General features: G+C 42.2%; 13 protein-coding genes. 8 read left to right on the top strand and 5 right to left on the bottom strand.

The genetic code is table 11. The annotated features are described in order from the left end of the window. Window positions 1–152 precede the first annotated feature (152 nt). Both MSG37_RS11955 and MSG37_RS11950 read right to left on the bottom strand, forming a co-directional pair. On the bottom strand, window positions 153–1502 hold the full coding sequence (locus MSG37_RS11955; RefSeq protein WP_248470891.1) for an RsmB/NOP family class I SAM-dependent RNA methyltransferase: 1350 nt from the start codon (window positions 1500–1502) through the stop codon (window positions 153–155). A 223-nt stretch (window positions 1503–1725) separates the two neighbouring features. Next, complete coding sequence (locus MSG37_RS11950) at window positions 1726–2403, bottom strand: DUF2461 domain-containing protein (protein ID WP_248470890.1); 678 nt, start codon at window positions 2401–2403, stop codon at window positions 1726–1728. Between the two features lie 449 nt (window positions 2404–2852). Between MSG37_RS11950 and MSG37_RS11945 the strand changes: the two genes are divergently transcribed. After that, window positions 2853–3308, top strand: a complete 456-nt coding sequence (locus tag MSG37_RS11945) for a YaiI/YqxD family protein (protein ID WP_248470889.1) — start codon at window positions 2853–2855, stop codon at window positions 3306–3308. A 98-nt stretch (window positions 3309–3406) separates the two neighbouring features. Here the strand turns inward: MSG37_RS11945 and MSG37_RS11940 are convergent, their stop codons facing one another. After that, a complete protein-coding gene (locus tag MSG37_RS11940; RefSeq protein WP_248470888.1) occupies window positions 3407–5506 on the bottom strand; it encodes an Ig-like domain-containing protein in 2100 nt (699 codons plus the stop codon). A 306-nt stretch (window positions 5507–5812) separates the two neighbouring features. Between MSG37_RS11940 and MSG37_RS11935 the strand changes: the two genes are divergently transcribed. Both MSG37_RS11935 and MSG37_RS11930 read left to right on the top strand, forming a co-directional pair. Then, the gene (locus MSG37_RS11935) at window positions 5813–6640 is read left to right on the top strand and encodes an AbaSI family restriction endonuclease (protein WP_248470887.1); all 828 of its coding nucleotides are present in this window, start codon (window positions 5813–5815) and stop codon (window positions 6638–6640) included. A 124-nt stretch (window positions 6641–6764) separates the two neighbouring features. Next, the gene (locus tag MSG37_RS11930; RefSeq protein ID WP_248470886.1) at window positions 6765–6971 is read left to right on the top strand and encodes an AbrB/MazE/SpoVT family DNA-binding domain-containing protein; all 207 of its coding nucleotides are present in this window, start codon (window positions 6765–6767) and stop codon (window positions 6969–6971) included. A gap of 116 nt (window positions 6972–7087) precedes the next feature. On the opposite strand, the gene MSG37_RS11925 is transcribed toward MSG37_RS11930, so the two are convergent. Then, window positions 7088–7378: a putative quinol monooxygenase gene (locus MSG37_RS11925; protein WP_248470885.1), complete on the bottom strand. Its 291-nt coding sequence runs from the start codon at window positions 7376–7378 to the stop codon at window positions 7088–7090. 382 nt (window positions 7379–7760) lie between these two features. On the opposite strand from MSG37_RS11925, the gene MSG37_RS11920 reads away from it, so the two are divergent. The 4 genes from MSG37_RS11920 (at window position 7761) to MSG37_RS11905 (ending at window position 13298) form a co-directional block, all read left to right on the top strand. Further along, window positions 7761–9155 (top strand): glutamate decarboxylase, encoded by a 1395-nt coding sequence (locus tag MSG37_RS11920; RefSeq protein ID WP_248470884.1) that lies wholly within the window; start codon window positions 7761–7763, stop codon window positions 9153–9155. A gap of 60 nt (window positions 9156–9215) precedes the next feature. Beyond that, a complete protein-coding gene (locus tag MSG37_RS11915; RefSeq protein WP_248470883.1) occupies window positions 9216–10955 on the top strand; it encodes a transporter in 1740 nt (579 codons plus the stop codon). Window positions 10956–11298: 343 nt separating this feature from the next. After that, window positions 11299–12390, top strand: coding sequence for a PfkB family carbohydrate kinase (locus MSG37_RS11910; RefSeq protein ID WP_248470882.1), 1092 nt, complete (start codon window positions 11299–11301; stop codon window positions 12388–12390). Then, entirely contained in the window at window positions 12384–13298 is a 915-nt protein-coding gene (locus MSG37_RS11905) for a pseudouridine-5'-phosphate glycosidase (protein WP_012156171.1), read from the top strand. The genes MSG37_RS11910 and MSG37_RS11905 overlap by 7 nt, the downstream gene beginning before the upstream one ends. A 76-nt stretch (window positions 13299–13374) precedes the next feature. On the opposite strand, the gene MSG37_RS11900 is transcribed toward MSG37_RS11905, so the two are convergent. Beyond that, window positions 13375–15069 (bottom strand): hypothetical protein, encoded by a 1695-nt coding sequence (locus tag MSG37_RS11900; protein WP_248470881.1) that lies wholly within the window; start codon window positions 15067–15069, stop codon window positions 13375–13377. A gap of 574 nt (window positions 15070–15643) precedes the next feature. Between MSG37_RS11900 and gltS the strand changes: the two genes are divergently transcribed. After that, window positions 15644–16873, top strand: a complete 1230-nt coding sequence (gene gltS, locus MSG37_RS11895) for a sodium/glutamate symporter (RefSeq protein ID WP_248470880.1) — start codon at window positions 15644–15646, stop codon at window positions 16871–16873. The last annotated feature ends 154 nt before the right edge of the window (window positions 16874–17027 follow it).

The following is a 17027-nucleotide window of genomic DNA, read 5'->3' as shown; positions in this document are numbered from 1 at the left end:
CTAACGCTCAATTCTGGCCCCAAAGCTTAACGCAGGGTTTTAGGGGTAAATTTAACCAAGGAGCCGGCACTCAATGATTAGCTTAATAACGCTCTAAAGCTGGTCCAGATGATAGGACCGAGCTTTAGAGCTCAACGCTATACAGGAGGCTGTTAGCGTTTAATCATTTTAGCAACAAACATGCCGTCAGTATTTGCATCTTGCGGCCATACCGTAAGCATGCTGACAGACTCTTGGGTGAACGGGTGACGCAACGTTTGCAGTTCAAACTCAGGATTAGTGGCTAAAAAGGCATTCACTACTTGCTCATTTTCAATAGGAGATAAAGAGCACGTTGCGTATACCAGTTTACCTTGTGGTTTGACGGCTTTCGCACTGCGAGACAAGATATCGAGCTGTAATTCTTGTTTATCGAGCACTACATTTTTATCATCTAGCCAGCGCATATCAGGATTACGGCGCCAAGTGCCAGTGCAGCTGCATGGTGCATCAACGAGCACACCATCAAAGCTTTCAGCTTCAACAGGTAAGGCATCTGATTTCCAAGGTGCGACGCTAATACCGCTAAAACCCGCGCGTTTAGCACGTTTTACAAGCTCTTCAAGGGGCTTACGACGAATATCTGACGAAGTAATGCTGCCACTTGCTGTAGCCTCTTGTCTAAGCATAAGCGAGCGTAATTGTAAGGTTTTACCGCCCGCGCCACTGCAGGTATCCCACCATTTTTCATCGGCAGTTGGCGCACATATTTGACCAATCACCTGTGAGCCTAAATCTTGGATCTCTAACTCGCCCCGCTGGTAAGCACTAATCGCATTTAAATTAATACTCTTAAATCCAAGGCTCACTGCATCATCAAAAAATTCGCTAGCAGTGGCTTCCACATCATCTTTTAATAGTGAATTGATCAGCTGTTGTTGGCTCAGAGTTTGCGCGCGCGCCCAAATAGGGGGACGTGAACACATGGCTTCAACAATCGCGAGTTGCTGTGATTGCTCGACTTGGGTAACTTGCCAAAACCAGTCTGGTAATAGCTGAGTTTCAGTTAAATCAGTTTGCTTAAGCTGTTGCTGCAGGTAGTGGCATTTGTCTGTCACCGATGTAAGTGCTGGCTCTGCTGCGCTTAAGTTAAATTGTTCGGATTGATTGGCAAATTCGCGCCATGCGTCACTAAATTGGGTCCATTTATGGCTTTCTAATTCCGCCACAATCGCCAAACAGGCAAACCAAGTTTCATCTTGCTGACCACTTGTGTGGATTTGCTTAAGCCAGCCCCACCAACGAAAGAGGGCAAATAGGCTCTCTCTAATCACGCGTCTGTCTTTAGAGCCATGTTTTTTATTGGTTCTAAAGTACTCTCCAACAATGCGATCAGCTGGTAGCTTTTCGCTCATCACGCTCGAAAAAAGCTGGTATACGGTATTGCTATAGCTTAATGCGCGTTTTTGCGCTGGAGATTGAGCTTGAAAAGCGTCTTGGGGAGATGTTGAAGGTTCTACCATTACAATGTGCCTGAAGCAGCCGATTTAAGGCTGGAAATAAAAACTGGCGCAATTGTAGCAGTTTTTATGCTTTGGTGCAGAGGCGCTTATGATTCTTTAACCAAAGACAAGTTTTGGGCTTTAGCTTACTTAAGAGCAATAGGCTAACGTAATACAGTGTCACAAAATCGCTTTTTTTTTGCCGCTGTATTACGTCTATCGTATTGAATGATTTTAGTGTTGATTAATAATCGAGATCTAATGCGAAACATAAATAGCGCATAAGTTGCTGGCAAGCGGCAAACTCCTGTGCGCATAACTCGACAAAGTCAGCGCTGTAAACTTGCTCAATCGTCAGTGGTTTTATGGCAATAAAGTCCTTTCGTTTTAACTCATCAAGCATTGGGTGGGCTTTATCATAGCCCTTAGGTGGACGAATAAGTTGACTCCCTTGCATTTCAAACCCTTGCGCGGTTAATTCGCGTAGTGCTTTTTTATAGCTATTAGGGTTTTCATCAATACAAGTACGGATGGCATTTAACGCTTTAGATTCAGGATGCCAAATTCCGGCACCCAGAAAGCAACCATCGTTAGCGATATGCAAATATAAACCTGGTGCATGAACATCCTTACCTTGAAAGTGCCGAAACTGAATACCTACATTAGTTTTATACGGCGTTTTATCTTTACTAAAGCGACTGTCGCGTTGCGGGCGCATCATACTGCCACCGACTTTTTTAGGCACGGCCGTTAATCGAGGCGATAGCGCAGTAATGTGTGGTTGCATAGCCTCGATAAATTTCAGAGCAGGGGTGCGCACATTGTCTTCATAGCGGGCTTGATTGGCTTTAAACCACTCTCGCTCGTTATTGACCGACAGCTCATTTAAAAAATTAAAACTTTGGCGAGTAAAGGGGCTCATAGACATAACGACCTAAATTTGAGGAGGAATAATCAATGTCACTAAATCTTATACCAATCAGTATAAGAATTTAATCAGCTCAGAACGATTTTTGGCAAACTAATTCAAGGCGAATAGCTGCAATAATGGTTATTCCCTTATAAAGCTAATCAACGCAGAAGTAGGCAGCCAAAAACGTTCCAGAATGGCGAGTTTTAGCGATTCTGATGCTGTGTTAACGAACTCGAACGTAGAACAACTATGCTCTTCATTCGTTGCCTTGCCTCAAAACCGCTAAACTCTCGCTGAGTGACTAAATGTTTATACTGATTGGTATTAATCAACGCTTATCTTGCTACTCATTGCGACGGCAAAGCTGTTAAAATAGGGCAATATTTAAGATTTGATTGCGTCATCTAAAACTATACCAATTGGTATTTAAGTACGCACTTGCCATCGTTGGAGTAATAATGAAAGTTTGGGTTGACGCAGATGCCTGTCCAGGTGTGATTAAAGAGATCTTATTTCGTGTTGCCGATAGAGCCAAAGTTGAAGTGACACTAGTGGCTAACCACTGGATGCGTATTCCACCATCACCGTTTATTAACTTAAAAACTGTATCTTCAGGTTTTGATGTTGCTGACGATGAAATCGTCAAGCTACTAACCGCAGGTGACTTAGTGATTACAGCGGACATTCCACTGGCTTCAGAAGTGATAGATAAAGGTGGCGTAGCATTAAACCCACGTGGCGAGCTATATACTGAGCAAAATATTAAATCGATTCTTAATATGCGCGACTTTATGGATACCATGCGCGCTAGCGGCGTGCAAACTGGCGGTCCTGCTGCAATAGGTGCAAGTGAGAAGCAAGCCTTTGGCAATCAGTTAGACAGGTATATTACCAAGCACCATAAGCCAAGCTAAAGTTGCGGAGAGGCTGGCAGCATTAATTTTAAACCGCTAAATTGAAAAGGAGAGCAATAAGCTCTCCTTTTTATATGCATTAAGTCAGTTGCAAGGAATTAATCGTTATCAGCTTTACCTGTCCATTCGATGTTAGCCTTGATAGGTTCAATAATCTCTGCATCGTCATCGAACTTTAGTTGGCCAATAATGCTGAAGATAGTGTCAGTAGGAACGGTTTCTTCAATGGTGAATTGAGCAACACAGAAGCTAAAGTCTTCGCTGTTGTCTATTAGGTGTGCCGAAATACCGTATTTTGGTAGACCTATTGCTGTTAGTTTTGGAGTATAGAACTCGCTAACAGCTTCACATGTTAGGTCTTTGCCTGGAAGATCAAAATACATATCAACGTCATTGCCCATATCATTGGTTTGTAAGCTGATCTGCACTAGGTTGTAGCGAATGTTGTTTTCATCTTCTTGCTCAAGAGCTGGCATTTCAATGGTGAAACTGCGCTCGTTTGCGTTGTCATCTGATTCGATATCTAAACGCTGCTCAGCATCATCATCATTTTTAAAGAAAGTATAACGTTCTCCATGAATTGCAACCGTTTGCGCACCAGCGCCAATACCTTCTAGCGCAGGTTTAGCTGTGATTGTTGAGGTTTCTGCTTCACCGCCTTCCATTACAAAGCTAGCTTCAAGCTTGTCACCATCGACTGTATAGCTACCGACGTTTTCGGTCGCTTCTGTAGAACACTCAGTTATGTTTGCTGGAGTGCGTTTGTTTAGCAATACTTTGCCATCTACGAACTTGTAGGTTTCACACCAAACACGTTGGAAATCTTGACCGTCATCAACACCATCATCACTGCCGTGTTCCAATACATACCAGTTCTGACCTTCCAGTGGGTGTAGATCGGGTTCTGGAGTAATGTCGTTATTGGCAACAGTGACCTTTAAATCAGCTCTAACCGCAGTGTTTTTGCCGTCTTCAGCAGTGATAGTAATAGTGAAATCACCCGCAAATTCAGATTGACCCGTTATGCGAAGGTTATTTTCTTGCTCGATGCTAAGGTTAATACCTTGCATGTCGGTTGTTGCAACAAGTTTTAAGTTATCTTCATCGGCATCTTTAAACAAATCGTCTAGTTCGATACTGGTATCAACAGCTTCACCTTGAATTAAACCCAGTTTTTTTAGTTCTGCTTCAATTTCAGCTTTTTCTTCGTCATCAATAGTTGGCGCGGTGTTAGGGCTAGTAACGTCTATTTCAATTTCTAGCGGGTATGAGCGAGCACTATGGATATCTGTTGCATAAGCGTGTAGCTCAATTTCACCAGCTGTTAATGGTTGGCCGTGAAGAGTGCCTGACTTAGCATTAAAGAAAAGGCCTAAATCAGATAGCGATTTACCATCTTCACTCTTAACTGAAATGGTTAGTTCATCGCTATCTTTATCGCTAAATGCTGTCAGGAGTTCAATAGATTCGATTGATTGGCCAAGCTCAACCTTTATTTCTTCAAGCTTATCTTGCTGCTCTTCAGATAAAGCTATTTGTGGTCTGTGATTTGGTCTAAAGCCATCGTTGTCAATGACTGGAGCGTAGCCGTCCAAGTCCTCATTGCTTTCAACTTTGTCGGCGACGTCGGTTACTAAGTCATCTAAGATATCATTAGAAACATCTGTGTTTTCTACTTGTGCGTCTACTAAAGTCTCACCAATAACTTTGATGCCTTCAGCAACTTTATTACCTGAATTTGCATCAGCAATATAGTCGCCAAATAATTGTTCAGGTTGCGCATTTAGCGCTTCAAATTGCTTCGCGACGTCAGCTTTTGCATCTTCAGCTGTCAGGCTTGGCTCTGCTTGCATCTTTTCAACAACAAGGTTGGTCATTGGGTTGATAACAGTCGAATTAGCTGGCGCTGCTAATTCAAAGTTTTTGACAACCATGCCGCGATCAGTATCTACTGTTTTACCTGCAACGGCCTTTACACATAGAGTCTGTTGTTGGTATTTTGCATCAACTTTTGCAAGCCCTTGCTCATTGGTAACACCTACTTTTACATCACACTTTTCGCCAGCATAAATATCAGCATTTACTAGGTAACCATCGATCGCTCTAACTTCAAAAGTGTTTACTGAATTGTCATCATCGCTACCACAACCAGCCAAAATAATGCCTATTGAGGCGGCAAGAATGCTTAATTTTTTCATTATCAATCCTTAAAGGGTGAGCTTTTTGGCTCTTAGGTATGCCATTCGGTAAATAAATGACTAAAGGATTTTATCTGAGGGAAGTAGCTTCAGTATTGATAAATTTCACAAACACCTGATTAGCCTCTCATTAAAAAGGTAATAAAAATAAATACTTAATTAGATTTTTGCGTTTAGCTCACAGAGTGCTCAAATAGAAGAAATATTATTTAAGGGGGATTTATCTTGAATGGAAAAGCCTATAGAATTTTTAACCCGCAAATGTAGCACCTACTATTTTATTCAATCACTATGAAAACCCTGCACATGACTCGGCAGTTACAACGCTGTAAGAATAAGCGTTTTGAGCTGTACGCAATTACTCGCATTATCCATAAAATCGATGATTTAGATGTAAAGTTTATCACCCAGCAATATGTTGCTAGGCCGAACGGGTTTGCATTAACCGATCTATATTTACCGCAGTTAAAACTGCATATCGAGATTGATGAAGGTTTTCATCAAGGCCAAATAGATGCCGATAAAATACGTGAACTCGATATTATTACTGCAACAGATCACCAAATTAAACGTATCGATGCAGCGGTATCAATTGAACAGATTAACACTCAAGTCGATAAGATAGTTGCTGATATTAAGCAGATGATAAATGCTCAAAAGCAATCAGGTTGTTTTCAGCCATGGAACCCGGAAATTGAACATAGTGTCGAATATTTAAAGGGGCGCGGAAGCATTCGGGTGAGTGAAAACGTTGCATTGAGAACTTCGGCAGAGGTCTGTAATTTATTTGGTCATCAATACAAAGGGTGGCAACGCTCATCCGCTAGTATCCCTAAGCAGCCAAATATCAAGTTATGGTTTCCTAAGCTTTATCCAAACGAGCAATGGTTTAATGAAATAAGTCACGATGGCACTGAAATTCACGAGTATTGCCTCGAGTCTGAGGCCAAAAAGCGCGAAGTCATCGATAGAAACCTAGTTGAGCGCTTTCAATATGTTGTATTTGCTCGAGTAAAAGATGAACTTGGCCAGACTATGTACCGCTTTAAAGGTGTCTTTGAATTAGATAGGGCTAAGACTTGTTACGAAGCAGGCGTTTTTTGGAAGCAAATTGCAACCCATTACACCTTTTGAACGTATTTTTTAGCTTGTCAGCGGTCATTTGATTCTACTGATTGCGACTCGGTTTGGTCTTGCCGATATCGAGATTCAACTATAATAGTAAGACAATGTGTTAGCGCATAAGTGGAGTATGACTATGGCTGAGATCAAAGTTGAAACGATAGGGGAAGGCTTGGGGTTAAGGTTGCCAACAGAGGTTGTTGAGCAATTACATGTGCAGGCTGGTGACCGCATTAGTCTAGAGAAAATGCCCCACGGCAGTTATCGTTTAGTCACAATTGAAGATAAGCTTGCTGAGCAGATGACCATGATTGAAGATTTCATGCATGAAGAAGATGCGTAACCAAGTGACATTGACTTAGCTGCTAAAACTTTACTATTACAAATTAGCTATTACAAATTAGCAACTGCTGCTTAGCCACTTTGGTATACGCATTCTCTTAATATTCTTCTGCTTAATTAGCCTACCTGAGTCATTTCATTCACAGTAAAACTCGCCACTGCGCCCTCTGTCGCTGCTAGATAGTCAGCTAAATGCTGCGCGCCCATATGTTCTTGCCAGAGCTCTCTAGAAGACCAATTTTCAAAGAATGTAAAATGCGCTGGGTTTTCATTGTCTTGGTGCAGATCATACTGGATACATCCCGCTTCAGAGCGAGTAATGTCAATTAGCTTGATAAGCTCTGCTTTAACTAGCTCTACACTGTCTTCATTAGCGATGATGTTCGCGACAATTGTAAGATTTGCCATGTTTGCTCTCCTAGATTGAGTTGATGCAACTATATTAAGTTGTGCCTTAATCATAATAAACCAGCTTTTGCTTGAATGATTATCAAAATAAAACTGTTAATCAAGAGAGCAAGGGGATTTAAAAATGCTCGGTTTTCAATGGCCGCATATAACGATTGTGGCGCGTAATATGCTAGCTCATTTCGCTTTGTGTTAGCTTTAATAACTGCCCGGTATCCTGCTGTTAATATTTACATCTTTACAATGTTTGCCTATTAGTTTTTTATTCTTTTTATTTTGTTTTTTGTCTTGCCGCACCTAAAACAAAGTTATATGTTGAATGTGTCAGCTGTGTATCACCAGCGAGTAGGAAATTCTATTTATTTCATTGGAGTAAAATATAATGCCTCTTCATGCGAAAGATTCTGTGCGAGACGACCTGCTAGATGATATTTACTCATCGACAGATTTAGCGCTATCTATGCCCAAATACAAAATGCCTGAGCAAGAAAATAATCCGCGCCATGCTTATCAAGTTGTCCATGACGAGCTCATGATGGACGGCAATTCACGCCAAAATCTTGCTACTTTTTGTCAAACTTGGGTTGAAGAAGAAGTCCATAAATTAATGGACGAATGTATCGACAAGAACATGATTGATAAGGATGAGTATCCCCAAACTGCAGAGCTTGAAGCCCGTTGCGTGCATATGCTTGCAGATCTATGGAACTCTCCGGATGCTGAAAATACCTTAGGTTGTTCTACCACAGGCTCAAGTGAAGCGGCAATGCTTGGCGGCATGGCGCTTAAGTGGGCTTGGCGCAAGAAGATGAAAGCACAGGGAAAACCGACGGATAAACCGAATATGGTCTGTGGTCCAGTGCAAGTATGTTGGCATAAATTTGCTCGATACTGGGATATAGAGTTACGTGAGATCCCGATGGAAGGGGATCGCTTAATAATGAATGCTGAAGAAGTCATTAAGCGCTGTGATGAAAATACCATTGGTGTGGTACCTACTTTAGGGGTGACATTTACCTGTCAATATGAGCCTGTAAAAGCGGTACATGAAGCACTTGATAAACTTGAGCAAGACACTGGTCTGGATATTCCTATCCATGTTGATGCCGCTAGTGGTGGTTTTTTAGCGCCATTTTGCCAACCAGAACTTGAATGGGACTTTTCATTGCCGCGAGTGAAATCCATTAATGCTTCTGGGCATAAATTTGGTTTAAGCCCGCTGGGTGTGGGTTGGGTTATTTGGCGTGATGCAGCTGCGTTAGATGAAGATTTGATTTTCAATGTCAATTATTTAGGCGGCAATATGCCAACATTTGCGCTGAACTTTTCTCGCCCCGGTGGCCAGATCGTTGCGCAGTACTACAACTTTTTACGTTTAGGTAAAGAGGGCTATAGAAAGATCCATCAAGCTTGCTATGACACCGCGCAGTACCTTTCAAGTGAAATAGAAAAGCTGGGCATGTTCGACATTATTTATGACGGACATGGTGGGATCCCCGCGATGAGCTGGTCATTGAAAGAGGGCGTTGATCCTGGGTTTAACCTGTTTGACCTCTCTGATCGCATCCGCTCACGAGGCTGGCAAATTGCTGCTTATGCTATGCCGCCTAAAAGGGAAGACTTAGTGATAATGCGTATTTTGGTGCGCCACGGCTTTAGTCGTGACCAAGCTGATTTATTGGTTGCCGACTTAAAGCACTGTGTCGACTTTTTCGCTGAACATCCGATTTCACATGGCAGTGATTCAAAAGAGTCTTCAGGTTTTAATCACGGTTAATGGGTAAAAGGTCATCTTTATAGGTGGCCTTTTTTTATCAACTTAGTTTGAGACATGATGATGAATATTTCTGAAATTTTTGGTTTTGTATTTAGTTACATTGCTGATAACCCTTTCGTATTTCTGTTTTTAGCCATTGCGATTGGTTACCCGCTTGGAAAGGTATCAATCAAAGGAATATCTTTAGGCTCCACCGCTGGAACACTAGTGGCAGGTGTGGCTATCGCGTTAACCGCTTTCTCTGTTTATGGTCTTAAGATTGAAGAGCCAGGATTGGTATCTGATATTTTCCTTATGATGTTTATGTATGCTATTGGCATGAAAGTCGGACCGCAGTTTTTCTCAGGGCTGGCAAGAGGCGGGTTAGATTTTGTCGTTATTGGCCTAATTGTTGTATTTAGTAATTTTATTATTGTGTATTTTGGTGCGAAATTACTCGACTTAGCACCGGGCTATGCCGCTGGAATTATATCGGGAAGCTATACGGTAACCGCGGTAATGGGCGTTGCACAATCGGCAATTTCCTCTGGCGCATTTAAAGCTCCAGCTGGCATGACCTTAGATCAAGTCAGCGCAAATATTGCCGCGGGCTATGCCATCAGTTATATCTTATCTAGTGTATTTATTATTTTATTAATTAAGTATTTACCTGCAATGTTTGGCATTGACCCGGTTAAAGCGGGTAAAGACGCTGAGGCAGAGTTTGGCGTGGGTGATGACATTGAAGCCCTGCCAAGTACTAATGGTTTTTCAAATATTGGTGTATTGCCTTTAGACATTAGGGCTTACAAAGTCGAGCATCAAGAGCTAGTAGGGCAGAGCATTGAATCACTATTTCAGCGTTTTCCTCACACAGCGATCTTAAAAGTCGTGCGCGGTGATGATGTGTTTGACGCATCCGACAACCCTAAACTGCAACTGGGTGATGTGATTGGTATACGGGGTGATTATCATGTTTTGATTGACGATGCGGCGTTTGTTGGCGAAGAAGTGGATGAACCCAGAGCGCGAAATGTCGATATTGAAGTGGCTGATATCCATCTTGGTAAATCAGATTTCAGTGGCAAAAGCATCAATGAAATCAGTGAAAAAGTGGGTTTTGGTGTTTATATTAAAGCCTTATTTCGTCAAGGGCATCAGTTACCTGTGACTGGACAAGCCGTTGTCGAGGTGGGCGATGTGCTGCGCGTTGCTGGATCTGACTGGTGCGTGCAACAAGTGGCTAAAAAGCTAAATAGTACGCCGATTGTGGAAAGCACATTAACCGAAACATTCTATTTGGCATTGTCACTATTGATTGGTTATATATGCGGCCACTTTAGTGTCACGTTAGGCGGTATTCCTTTTGCGTTAGGCACGTCGGCAGGCTGTATGTTAACCGGTATTATTTTCTCCTTCTTAAGAACGCGTAACCCAACTTTTGGCGGCCCTATGAGTGAGGGGGCAAGAAGCTTCCTGCAAGACGTAGGTTTGAGTCTATTCGTTGCGGTACTTGCAGCCACTGTGGGACCTAAAATTTTAGCTTCATTCCAAGGTATTGTAGTGATAAAAATTGCGGCGTTAGGGTTAACGGCTGCACTTGTCCCTCCTTTGCTAGCTTGGATATACGGCTTGTACTTCCGCAAAATGAATCCGGCTATATTGGCAGGCGCTTGTGCTGGTGGGCGTAATAGCACTCCAGCGATGAAAGGTGCACAAGATGTTTGTCAAAGTGACATGCCTGCAGTGGGTTACCCGGTTCCTTATGCGCTGACATCGATGATCGTATTGGTATTGGGCTACTTGAGTATGGTGATTTAGTTTAAGCTATCACGGCAATATCAATCTAGTTGGTGATTTATTTATTGATGGATATCCATGGCTCAGATGGCATGGATATCCTCTTTTTTTCTTGTATTACCGTTAGATATCTTACTGACAATTTCGCTGGCTACAGCAGCTTAGTCGCGCTCATCTTATGTTTTACTGGTGCTCTTTATTTGCAATATGGGCACAATTAACTCTGGTCTTGCTCACAAATTCTCTCTTTTAAATCTGTTTCGCTTGAATATTTAATCTAATCAGCATACTCTTGCGTCAAGTTTAAACTAAAGTTTGGTATCCAAACAAATGTTTGTTTGGCCGTGTCGACTGGATAATAATAATGACAGAACGCGAACTCGAGATACTAGCGCTACTTAAACAAGACCCACTGATCCCTCAGCAAAGTATTGCAGATCAGCTAGGCATTAGTCGTTCAGCAGTGGCTGGACACATTATGAATTTGACCCATAAAGGCGTGATTAAAGGCAAAGGTTATATCTTAGCTGAATCTCGCTATGCCATCGTAATCGGTGGTGCCAATATGGATATTCTTGGCCGTCCCCTTAATACCCTACAGGTTGGTGACTCAAACCCTGGTAGTGTTAGCTGCTCTCCAGGTGGTGTTGGCCGTAATATTGCCGAGAACTTAGCACGCCTTGGTTCTAACACCCATCTTATTAGTGCATTAGGTAAAGACACCTATGGTCAAATGATCATCAATCAGTGTCAACAAGCGGGCATTGATATGAAAGCCTGCATTCACTTAGATGAATTTGCCACTTCAACATACCTATCGGTTCTCGATGGTGACAGCGATATGCATGTTGCTATTAATGATATGGCGATTCTTGAGAAGCTCAGCGTAGCTGTGCTTCAAAGTCATGAAGAAGTATTGCGCCGCGCAGATCTTATTGTTGTCGACGCCAATCTATCTGCAGAGTCACTGGAGTATATCCTCAGCAACTTCTCAGACCGTCCTATTTTTGTCGACACTGTGTCTTGTGCAAAAGCTAAGAAAATTGCGCCATTTTTAAGTTCAATTCACACCTTAAAGCCAAATCTTAAAGAAGCTGAGCAGTTATCTGGGATCAGTATTAGTCATTACGATGAATTACCAGCGCTTGCTAATTGGTTCCATGAGCAAGGTGTAAAACGCATTTTCTTAAGCTTAGGCAGCGATGGTGTGTTTTACAGCGATGAAGGTGTACAAGCTTTAGTGCCTACAATGCCAGTATCAATGGTTAATGCCAATGGTGCCGGTGATGCTTACCTTGCAGGTTTAGCCCACGGCTTTATCCAGCAATGGAGCACAGAAGAATCAAATAAATTTGCTATGGGAGCAGCGGTAGTTGCCTTGTCTCACTTAGCCACAATAAACCCTAATATGTCAGAAATCACCGTTAAGCGTGTTATCAAGGAGTCGTTATGTTAGAGCAGTACCTAGATATTAATCCTGAAGTTGCAGCAGCATTAGCAGCAGGTAAGCCAGTAGTTGCATTGGAATCGACCATTATTTCTCACGGTATGCCTTACCCGCAAAACGTAGAAACCGCGCTTAAAGTAGAACAAATTATTCGTGATAATGGCGCAGTACCTGCAACGATTGCCATCTTAAAAGGTCGCTTAAAAGTGGGTATGACTCACGAAGAGATTGAATATTTAGGTAAAGCAGGTCTTGACGTGATTAAGACTAGCCGCCGTGATATTCCGTTTATTGTGGCTAAAGGTGTTGATGGTGCAACGACTGTTGCGTCAACCATGATTTTAGCGCAAATGGCAGGCATTAAAGTATTCGCAACGGGTGGTATTGGTGGTGTACACCGCGGTGCTCAACAAACTTTTGATATTTCTGCTGACTTGCAAGAGCTAGCCAATACCGACGTAACAGTCGTTTGTGCAGGCGCTAAGTCAATTCTAGATATCGGCTTGACGCTAGAATACCTAGAAACTCAAGGTGTACCAGTGATTGGTTACCAAACTAGCACACTACCAGCATTCTATACTCGTGAAAGCGAGTTTGGTGTTGATTACCAACTTGATACGCCAGCGCAAATTGCAGCTGCAATGAAAGCAAAGTGGGATATGGATCTTAAAGGCGGCATCGTGGTTGCCAACCCAATCCCTGAAGCGCACCAGTTAGATCGTGCGATGATCGATCAAGTGATTGCTGACGCAGTTGCAGAAATGGACAGCAAAGGCATTTTCGGTAAGGCTTCTACGCCATTCCTATTGGCTAAAGTGGCTGAAACCACTAAAGGTGTTAGCTTAGCGGCAAACATTGAGCTTGTGTTCAATAACGCAAAACTTGCAGCTAACATTGCGGTTGAATACGCAAAGTAAGTTATTGCCGTAATACAGAGTTGAAAAGGGGAGCTAAATCGCTCCCCTTTTTTATATGCTTTGCAGTAAAACTAAATTAGTTTTGTACGATAGTCGCCGTGTTACCAAAACCACCCATTTGAGTAATAGTAGCTGTATCATTAGTACCAAACTGAGTAATTGTTGCTGAGTTTGCTGCCGCTAATATACCAAAGCCATCTTGGTTGATAGTCGCTGTATTGCTATCGCCTTGCTGGTCGATAGTTGCATTATTAAACTCACCACCTAGCTGGTTAACAACGGCATTGTTGTCAGCACCTGTTTGGTCAATATCCGCAGAACCAAATTCTCCGTATTGCTGCACATTTGCTACGTTTAATGTGTTGCTTTGCAATATGTCAGCAGTGTTTGCTTCGCCTGTTTGGTAAACAGTCGCGTCTTGATCTACGCCTGATTGATTAACTGTAGCTGAGCCACCAAGAGTACCTGTTTGGTCTACTAATGCTGTTAGCTCTGAACCACTGGTCTGATTAACCACAACCAAAGAGCCATTTACACCAGACTGTTGAACAGTAATGTTTGAATCTGCAGCTGCATTTTGCTGTGCAGTTACATTGCCGGCTTCACTTGCCGCTAACTGTTTAACGGTAACTACAGAGTTGTCAGACTCATCAATTTGGTCAATATCTACTTGGTTATTGTTGCCATCTTGCTCAACAGTTGCGACAGCTTGGAAAGAAGTATCTTGGTTAATATTAACTGTGTTCATATTACCTGTAGTTGTAATTGTTGCTTCTGCAGGTTCATGCCAGCCAAAACCATATTGACGAATAGTTGTTGAGTTTGTATTACCCGTAGCTGTAACGCTTGCTGTACTGTCGTTAACATGCTCTTGGTTTACAGTACCTGTGTTACCGTCACCCACTTGAGATACGTTCACAGTAGAGCTAAATACATGCTCTTGGTAAACAGTCATACCATTGTTGCTACCGTCTTGGCTCACCGTGATAGATGTGCCTGATGTACCATCTGTTTGGGTTGCTAAAATGGTGTTGTTTGTACCGTTTGCTTGGCTAGCAGTAATAGTACCATCAGTGCCATCATCTTGAACGGTTGTAATAAATGAGTTGTCGGCGCCATCTTGAGTTGCAGTTGCCGTAGCGTTGTTTGTTGTCTGAGTAACACTTACACTTGAGTTGAATGCATTGTTTAGCTGATCAACGTTAGCTGTGTTGCCATTGCCTGTTTGAGAGACAGTTAGTATTGCATCAGTTGAAGTATCTTGGTTAGTGATAGCTGTATTTGCATCACCTAGCTGAGTGACTGTAGCCCCTGCAGGGTTATGGATACCAAATCCGTGTTGACGAACTTCAGCGTCGTTGCCATCACCTGTTTGAGTCACAGTAGCAATACTGTCGTTTACATGCAGCTGATTAACTACTGCACCGTTATTTGAACCTGCTTGAGCAACTGTGGCTTGGGTACGGAACGTATGGTCTTGTGTTACTGCTGCTGAGTTAGGGCCGACACCAGATTGAGTAACAATAACAGTTGAGTCTGCACCGTTACCCAATTGCTCAATTGTAGATGTTTGGTTCGAATCTGTTTGAGTCGTAGTCGCAGTTTGATTGGTACCAATTTGCGTGGTATCTGCTGCCTGACCGCTGCCCGATTGCGTGGTAGTCGCAGTATTCGAGTTACCAGTTTGAGAGATTGTTGCATCATTTGCTAGGGCTGCGCCAGAGTTCAAAGCTAGTGCGACTGCAGCAGCGATAGGAAGTAACTTGATCATGGGTAAAATCCTTAATCCGTTAAAATAATTAAACGTTATGTCAAACATCATTCTGCTCACATGAGCTTTTACATTTTTTAAATCCGAACCATCATCCAAAATTCGGACATTACAAACCAAGTACTGAGAATGTGGTTTGTATTTTTGGATGCGAAAAAGTATGCCGTTTGCAATTTTTACTTGCGTCCAGCAATGGTATTAAACCCTTGAGTCTTACTTACTAAGTGATATTTCAGCTGTAGTAATAATGGCTAGGGGGAGGTTTTTAGGTTTGTATTAATACTTGTTTATTTACAGTGGATTACTATGGCTGTTGCATAGTTTTGGAACTTTGGCTAGCTTGCTTTTTGTCATGTATTGGGTTGACTTTAAGGTTGACTTAGGCCAATTGCGAACGGTGTCAAGTAACGTAGCTATGAGATGGTTGGCGCATGAATAGAAAAGTTAACTATTTGTAAACAAAAGGGTGGGTTAAATTTTTCAATAGGATACTATGGCAATTAGTAAATTACTGTTATCACAGATAAGTGCAGCTTAAGTGTTTATGGGCGATGCTATCGGGAGAGAATAAAGTATGGAGCCACAGTTAATAGAAATTAAGGATTTCGTTTCTTTTACCCTAGCGATTATCGCGCTATTTATTGGTAAAAGTATTATTTCTCGGTACGAATTATTGAGAAAATACAGTATTCCTGAGCCAGTGGTTGGTGGCTTCGCTTGCGCTGCAATTGTCGGGATCCTCTATTACGCCTTTGATATTCAAATTGAGTTTAATCTTGAAGTACGTGATGTGCTGTTACTTTACTTTTTTGCGGGTATTGGATTAAAAGCTGACTTTGTAACTTTATTAAAAGGCGGCAAACCGCTTGTTATTCTTATTGCCCTAGCGAGTGCATTTATCTTTTTGCAAAACTTTACCGGAGTGACCATTGCCTCACTGTTTGGCTTAGATCCAAAAGCGGGATTAATGTCAGGCTCAATATCGCTGATTGGCGGCGTGGGTACCGCCATGGCTTGGACACCAACGTTCGTTGAGGAGCTTGGCATTGCAAATGCTAGTGAGTTAGGTATTGCTTCAAATACCTTAGGTTTGATTTCTGCTTGTGTTATCGGCGGCCCGATTGCCGCCTATTTAATGAAACGTCATAAAGTGCAAGCTAATCATGACTCAGATCTCGATATTGGTACTAGCCACCAAGCAGGCTCATCACATATTAAAGTGGATTATTTTGGCGTACTTCGAGCTTGGTTATGGTTAAACGTCACCCTGATATTTGGTTACTTTATCGATATGGCGTTGCAAGGCGCAGGGCTTAAACTGCCGCTTTTTGTCGCTTGTTTATTGGGCGGAATAATCATAGGTAATGCAGGTCGAGCCATCATTAATCGCCGGGAAGTAAAAGACCGTGCCTACTTAGATGATGCGTCACAGGGCTTATCGCTTATTCAAGATATTTGTTTAGGTATGTTCTTAACCATGGCGTTAATGAGCTTAAAAATATGGGAGCTTGAAGGTAGCCTGCTTTATATATCGGTGGTGATGGCGGTACAGGTATTGTTATCGATAGTGTTTACCATCTTTGTAGTATTTAGAATGATGGGTAAAGATTATGAAGCTGCGGTTATTTGTTCTGGTTTTGGAGGGGTAACTTTAGGCTCAACGGCAACCGCAATTGTGAATATGACGGCGGTGACACAGCAATACGGTGCCGCCCACAGAGCCTTTATCATTGTGCCGCTAGTCTGTGGTTTCTTTATCGATATTATCAATGCGATGATCATTAACTTATTTGTCTATTTTTAACTTCTCTTTTTAGTACTCACTTTTAGGCTTAACTGCCAATAGTGGTGAGTAGAAGGGAGCAAAGGCTCCCTTTTTTATTTTCAGCCCTAAACCACCTACTTCAGTAGGTGGTTATCATCAATTAGGCTTTGCCTGAAGTACGTTTAATGGAATT

Source organism: Shewanella sp. 1CM18E, assembly GCF_023161665.1.
Classification (GTDB): Bacteria; Pseudomonadota; Gammaproteobacteria; order Enterobacterales; family Shewanellaceae; genus Shewanella.
Note: the sequence above shows the minus strand (reverse complement) of the source record. Positions and strands in the feature narration are given on the sequence as shown.

What these genes read in the sequence shown, in the direction of transcription:
- MSG37_RS11915 (WP_248470883.1), top strand. Translation starts at nt 9,216, where the DNA reads ATGAATATTTCTGAAATTTTTGGTTTTGTATTTAGTTACATTGCTGAT.
- MSG37_RS11940 (WP_248470888.1), bottom strand. Translation starts at nt 5,506, where the DNA reads ATGAAAAAATTAAGCATTCTTGCCGCCTCAATAGGCATTATTTTGGCT.
- MSG37_RS11920 (WP_248470884.1), top strand. Translation starts at nt 7,761, where the DNA reads ATGCCTCTTCATGCGAAAGATTCTGTGCGAGACGACCTGCTAGATGAT.
- MSG37_RS11900 (WP_248470881.1), bottom strand. Translation starts at nt 15,069, where the DNA reads ATGATCAAGTTACTTCCTATCGCTGCTGCAGTCGCACTAGCTTTGAAC.
- MSG37_RS11930 (WP_248470886.1), top strand. Translation starts at nt 6,765, where the DNA reads ATGGCTGAGATCAAAGTTGAAACGATAGGGGAAGGCTTGGGGTTAAGG.
- gltS (WP_248470880.1), top strand. Translation starts at nt 15,644, where the DNA reads ATGGAGCCACAGTTAATAGAAATTAAGGATTTCGTTTCTTTTACCCTA.
- MSG37_RS11910 (WP_248470882.1), top strand. Translation starts at nt 11,299, where the DNA reads ATGACAGAACGCGAACTCGAGATACTAGCGCTACTTAAACAAGACCCA.
- MSG37_RS11945 (WP_248470889.1), top strand. Translation starts at nt 2,853, where the DNA reads ATGAAAGTTTGGGTTGACGCAGATGCCTGTCCAGGTGTGATTAAAGAG.
- MSG37_RS11935 (WP_248470887.1), top strand. Translation starts at nt 5,813, where the DNA reads ATGACTCGGCAGTTACAACGCTGTAAGAATAAGCGTTTTGAGCTGTAC.
- MSG37_RS11955 (WP_248470891.1), bottom strand. Translation starts at nt 1,502, where the DNA reads ATGGTAGAACCTTCAACATCTCCCCAAGACGCTTTTCAAGCTCAATCT.
- MSG37_RS11905 (WP_012156171.1), top strand. Translation starts at nt 12,384, where the DNA reads ATGTTAGAGCAGTACCTAGATATTAATCCTGAAGTTGCAGCAGCATTA.
- MSG37_RS11925 (WP_248470885.1), bottom strand. Translation starts at nt 7,378, where the DNA reads ATGGCAAATCTTACAATTGTCGCGAACATCATCGCTAATGAAGACAGT.
- MSG37_RS11950 (WP_248470890.1), bottom strand. Translation starts at nt 2,403, where the DNA reads ATGAGCCCCTTTACTCGCCAAAGTTTTAATTTTTTAAATGAGCTGTCG.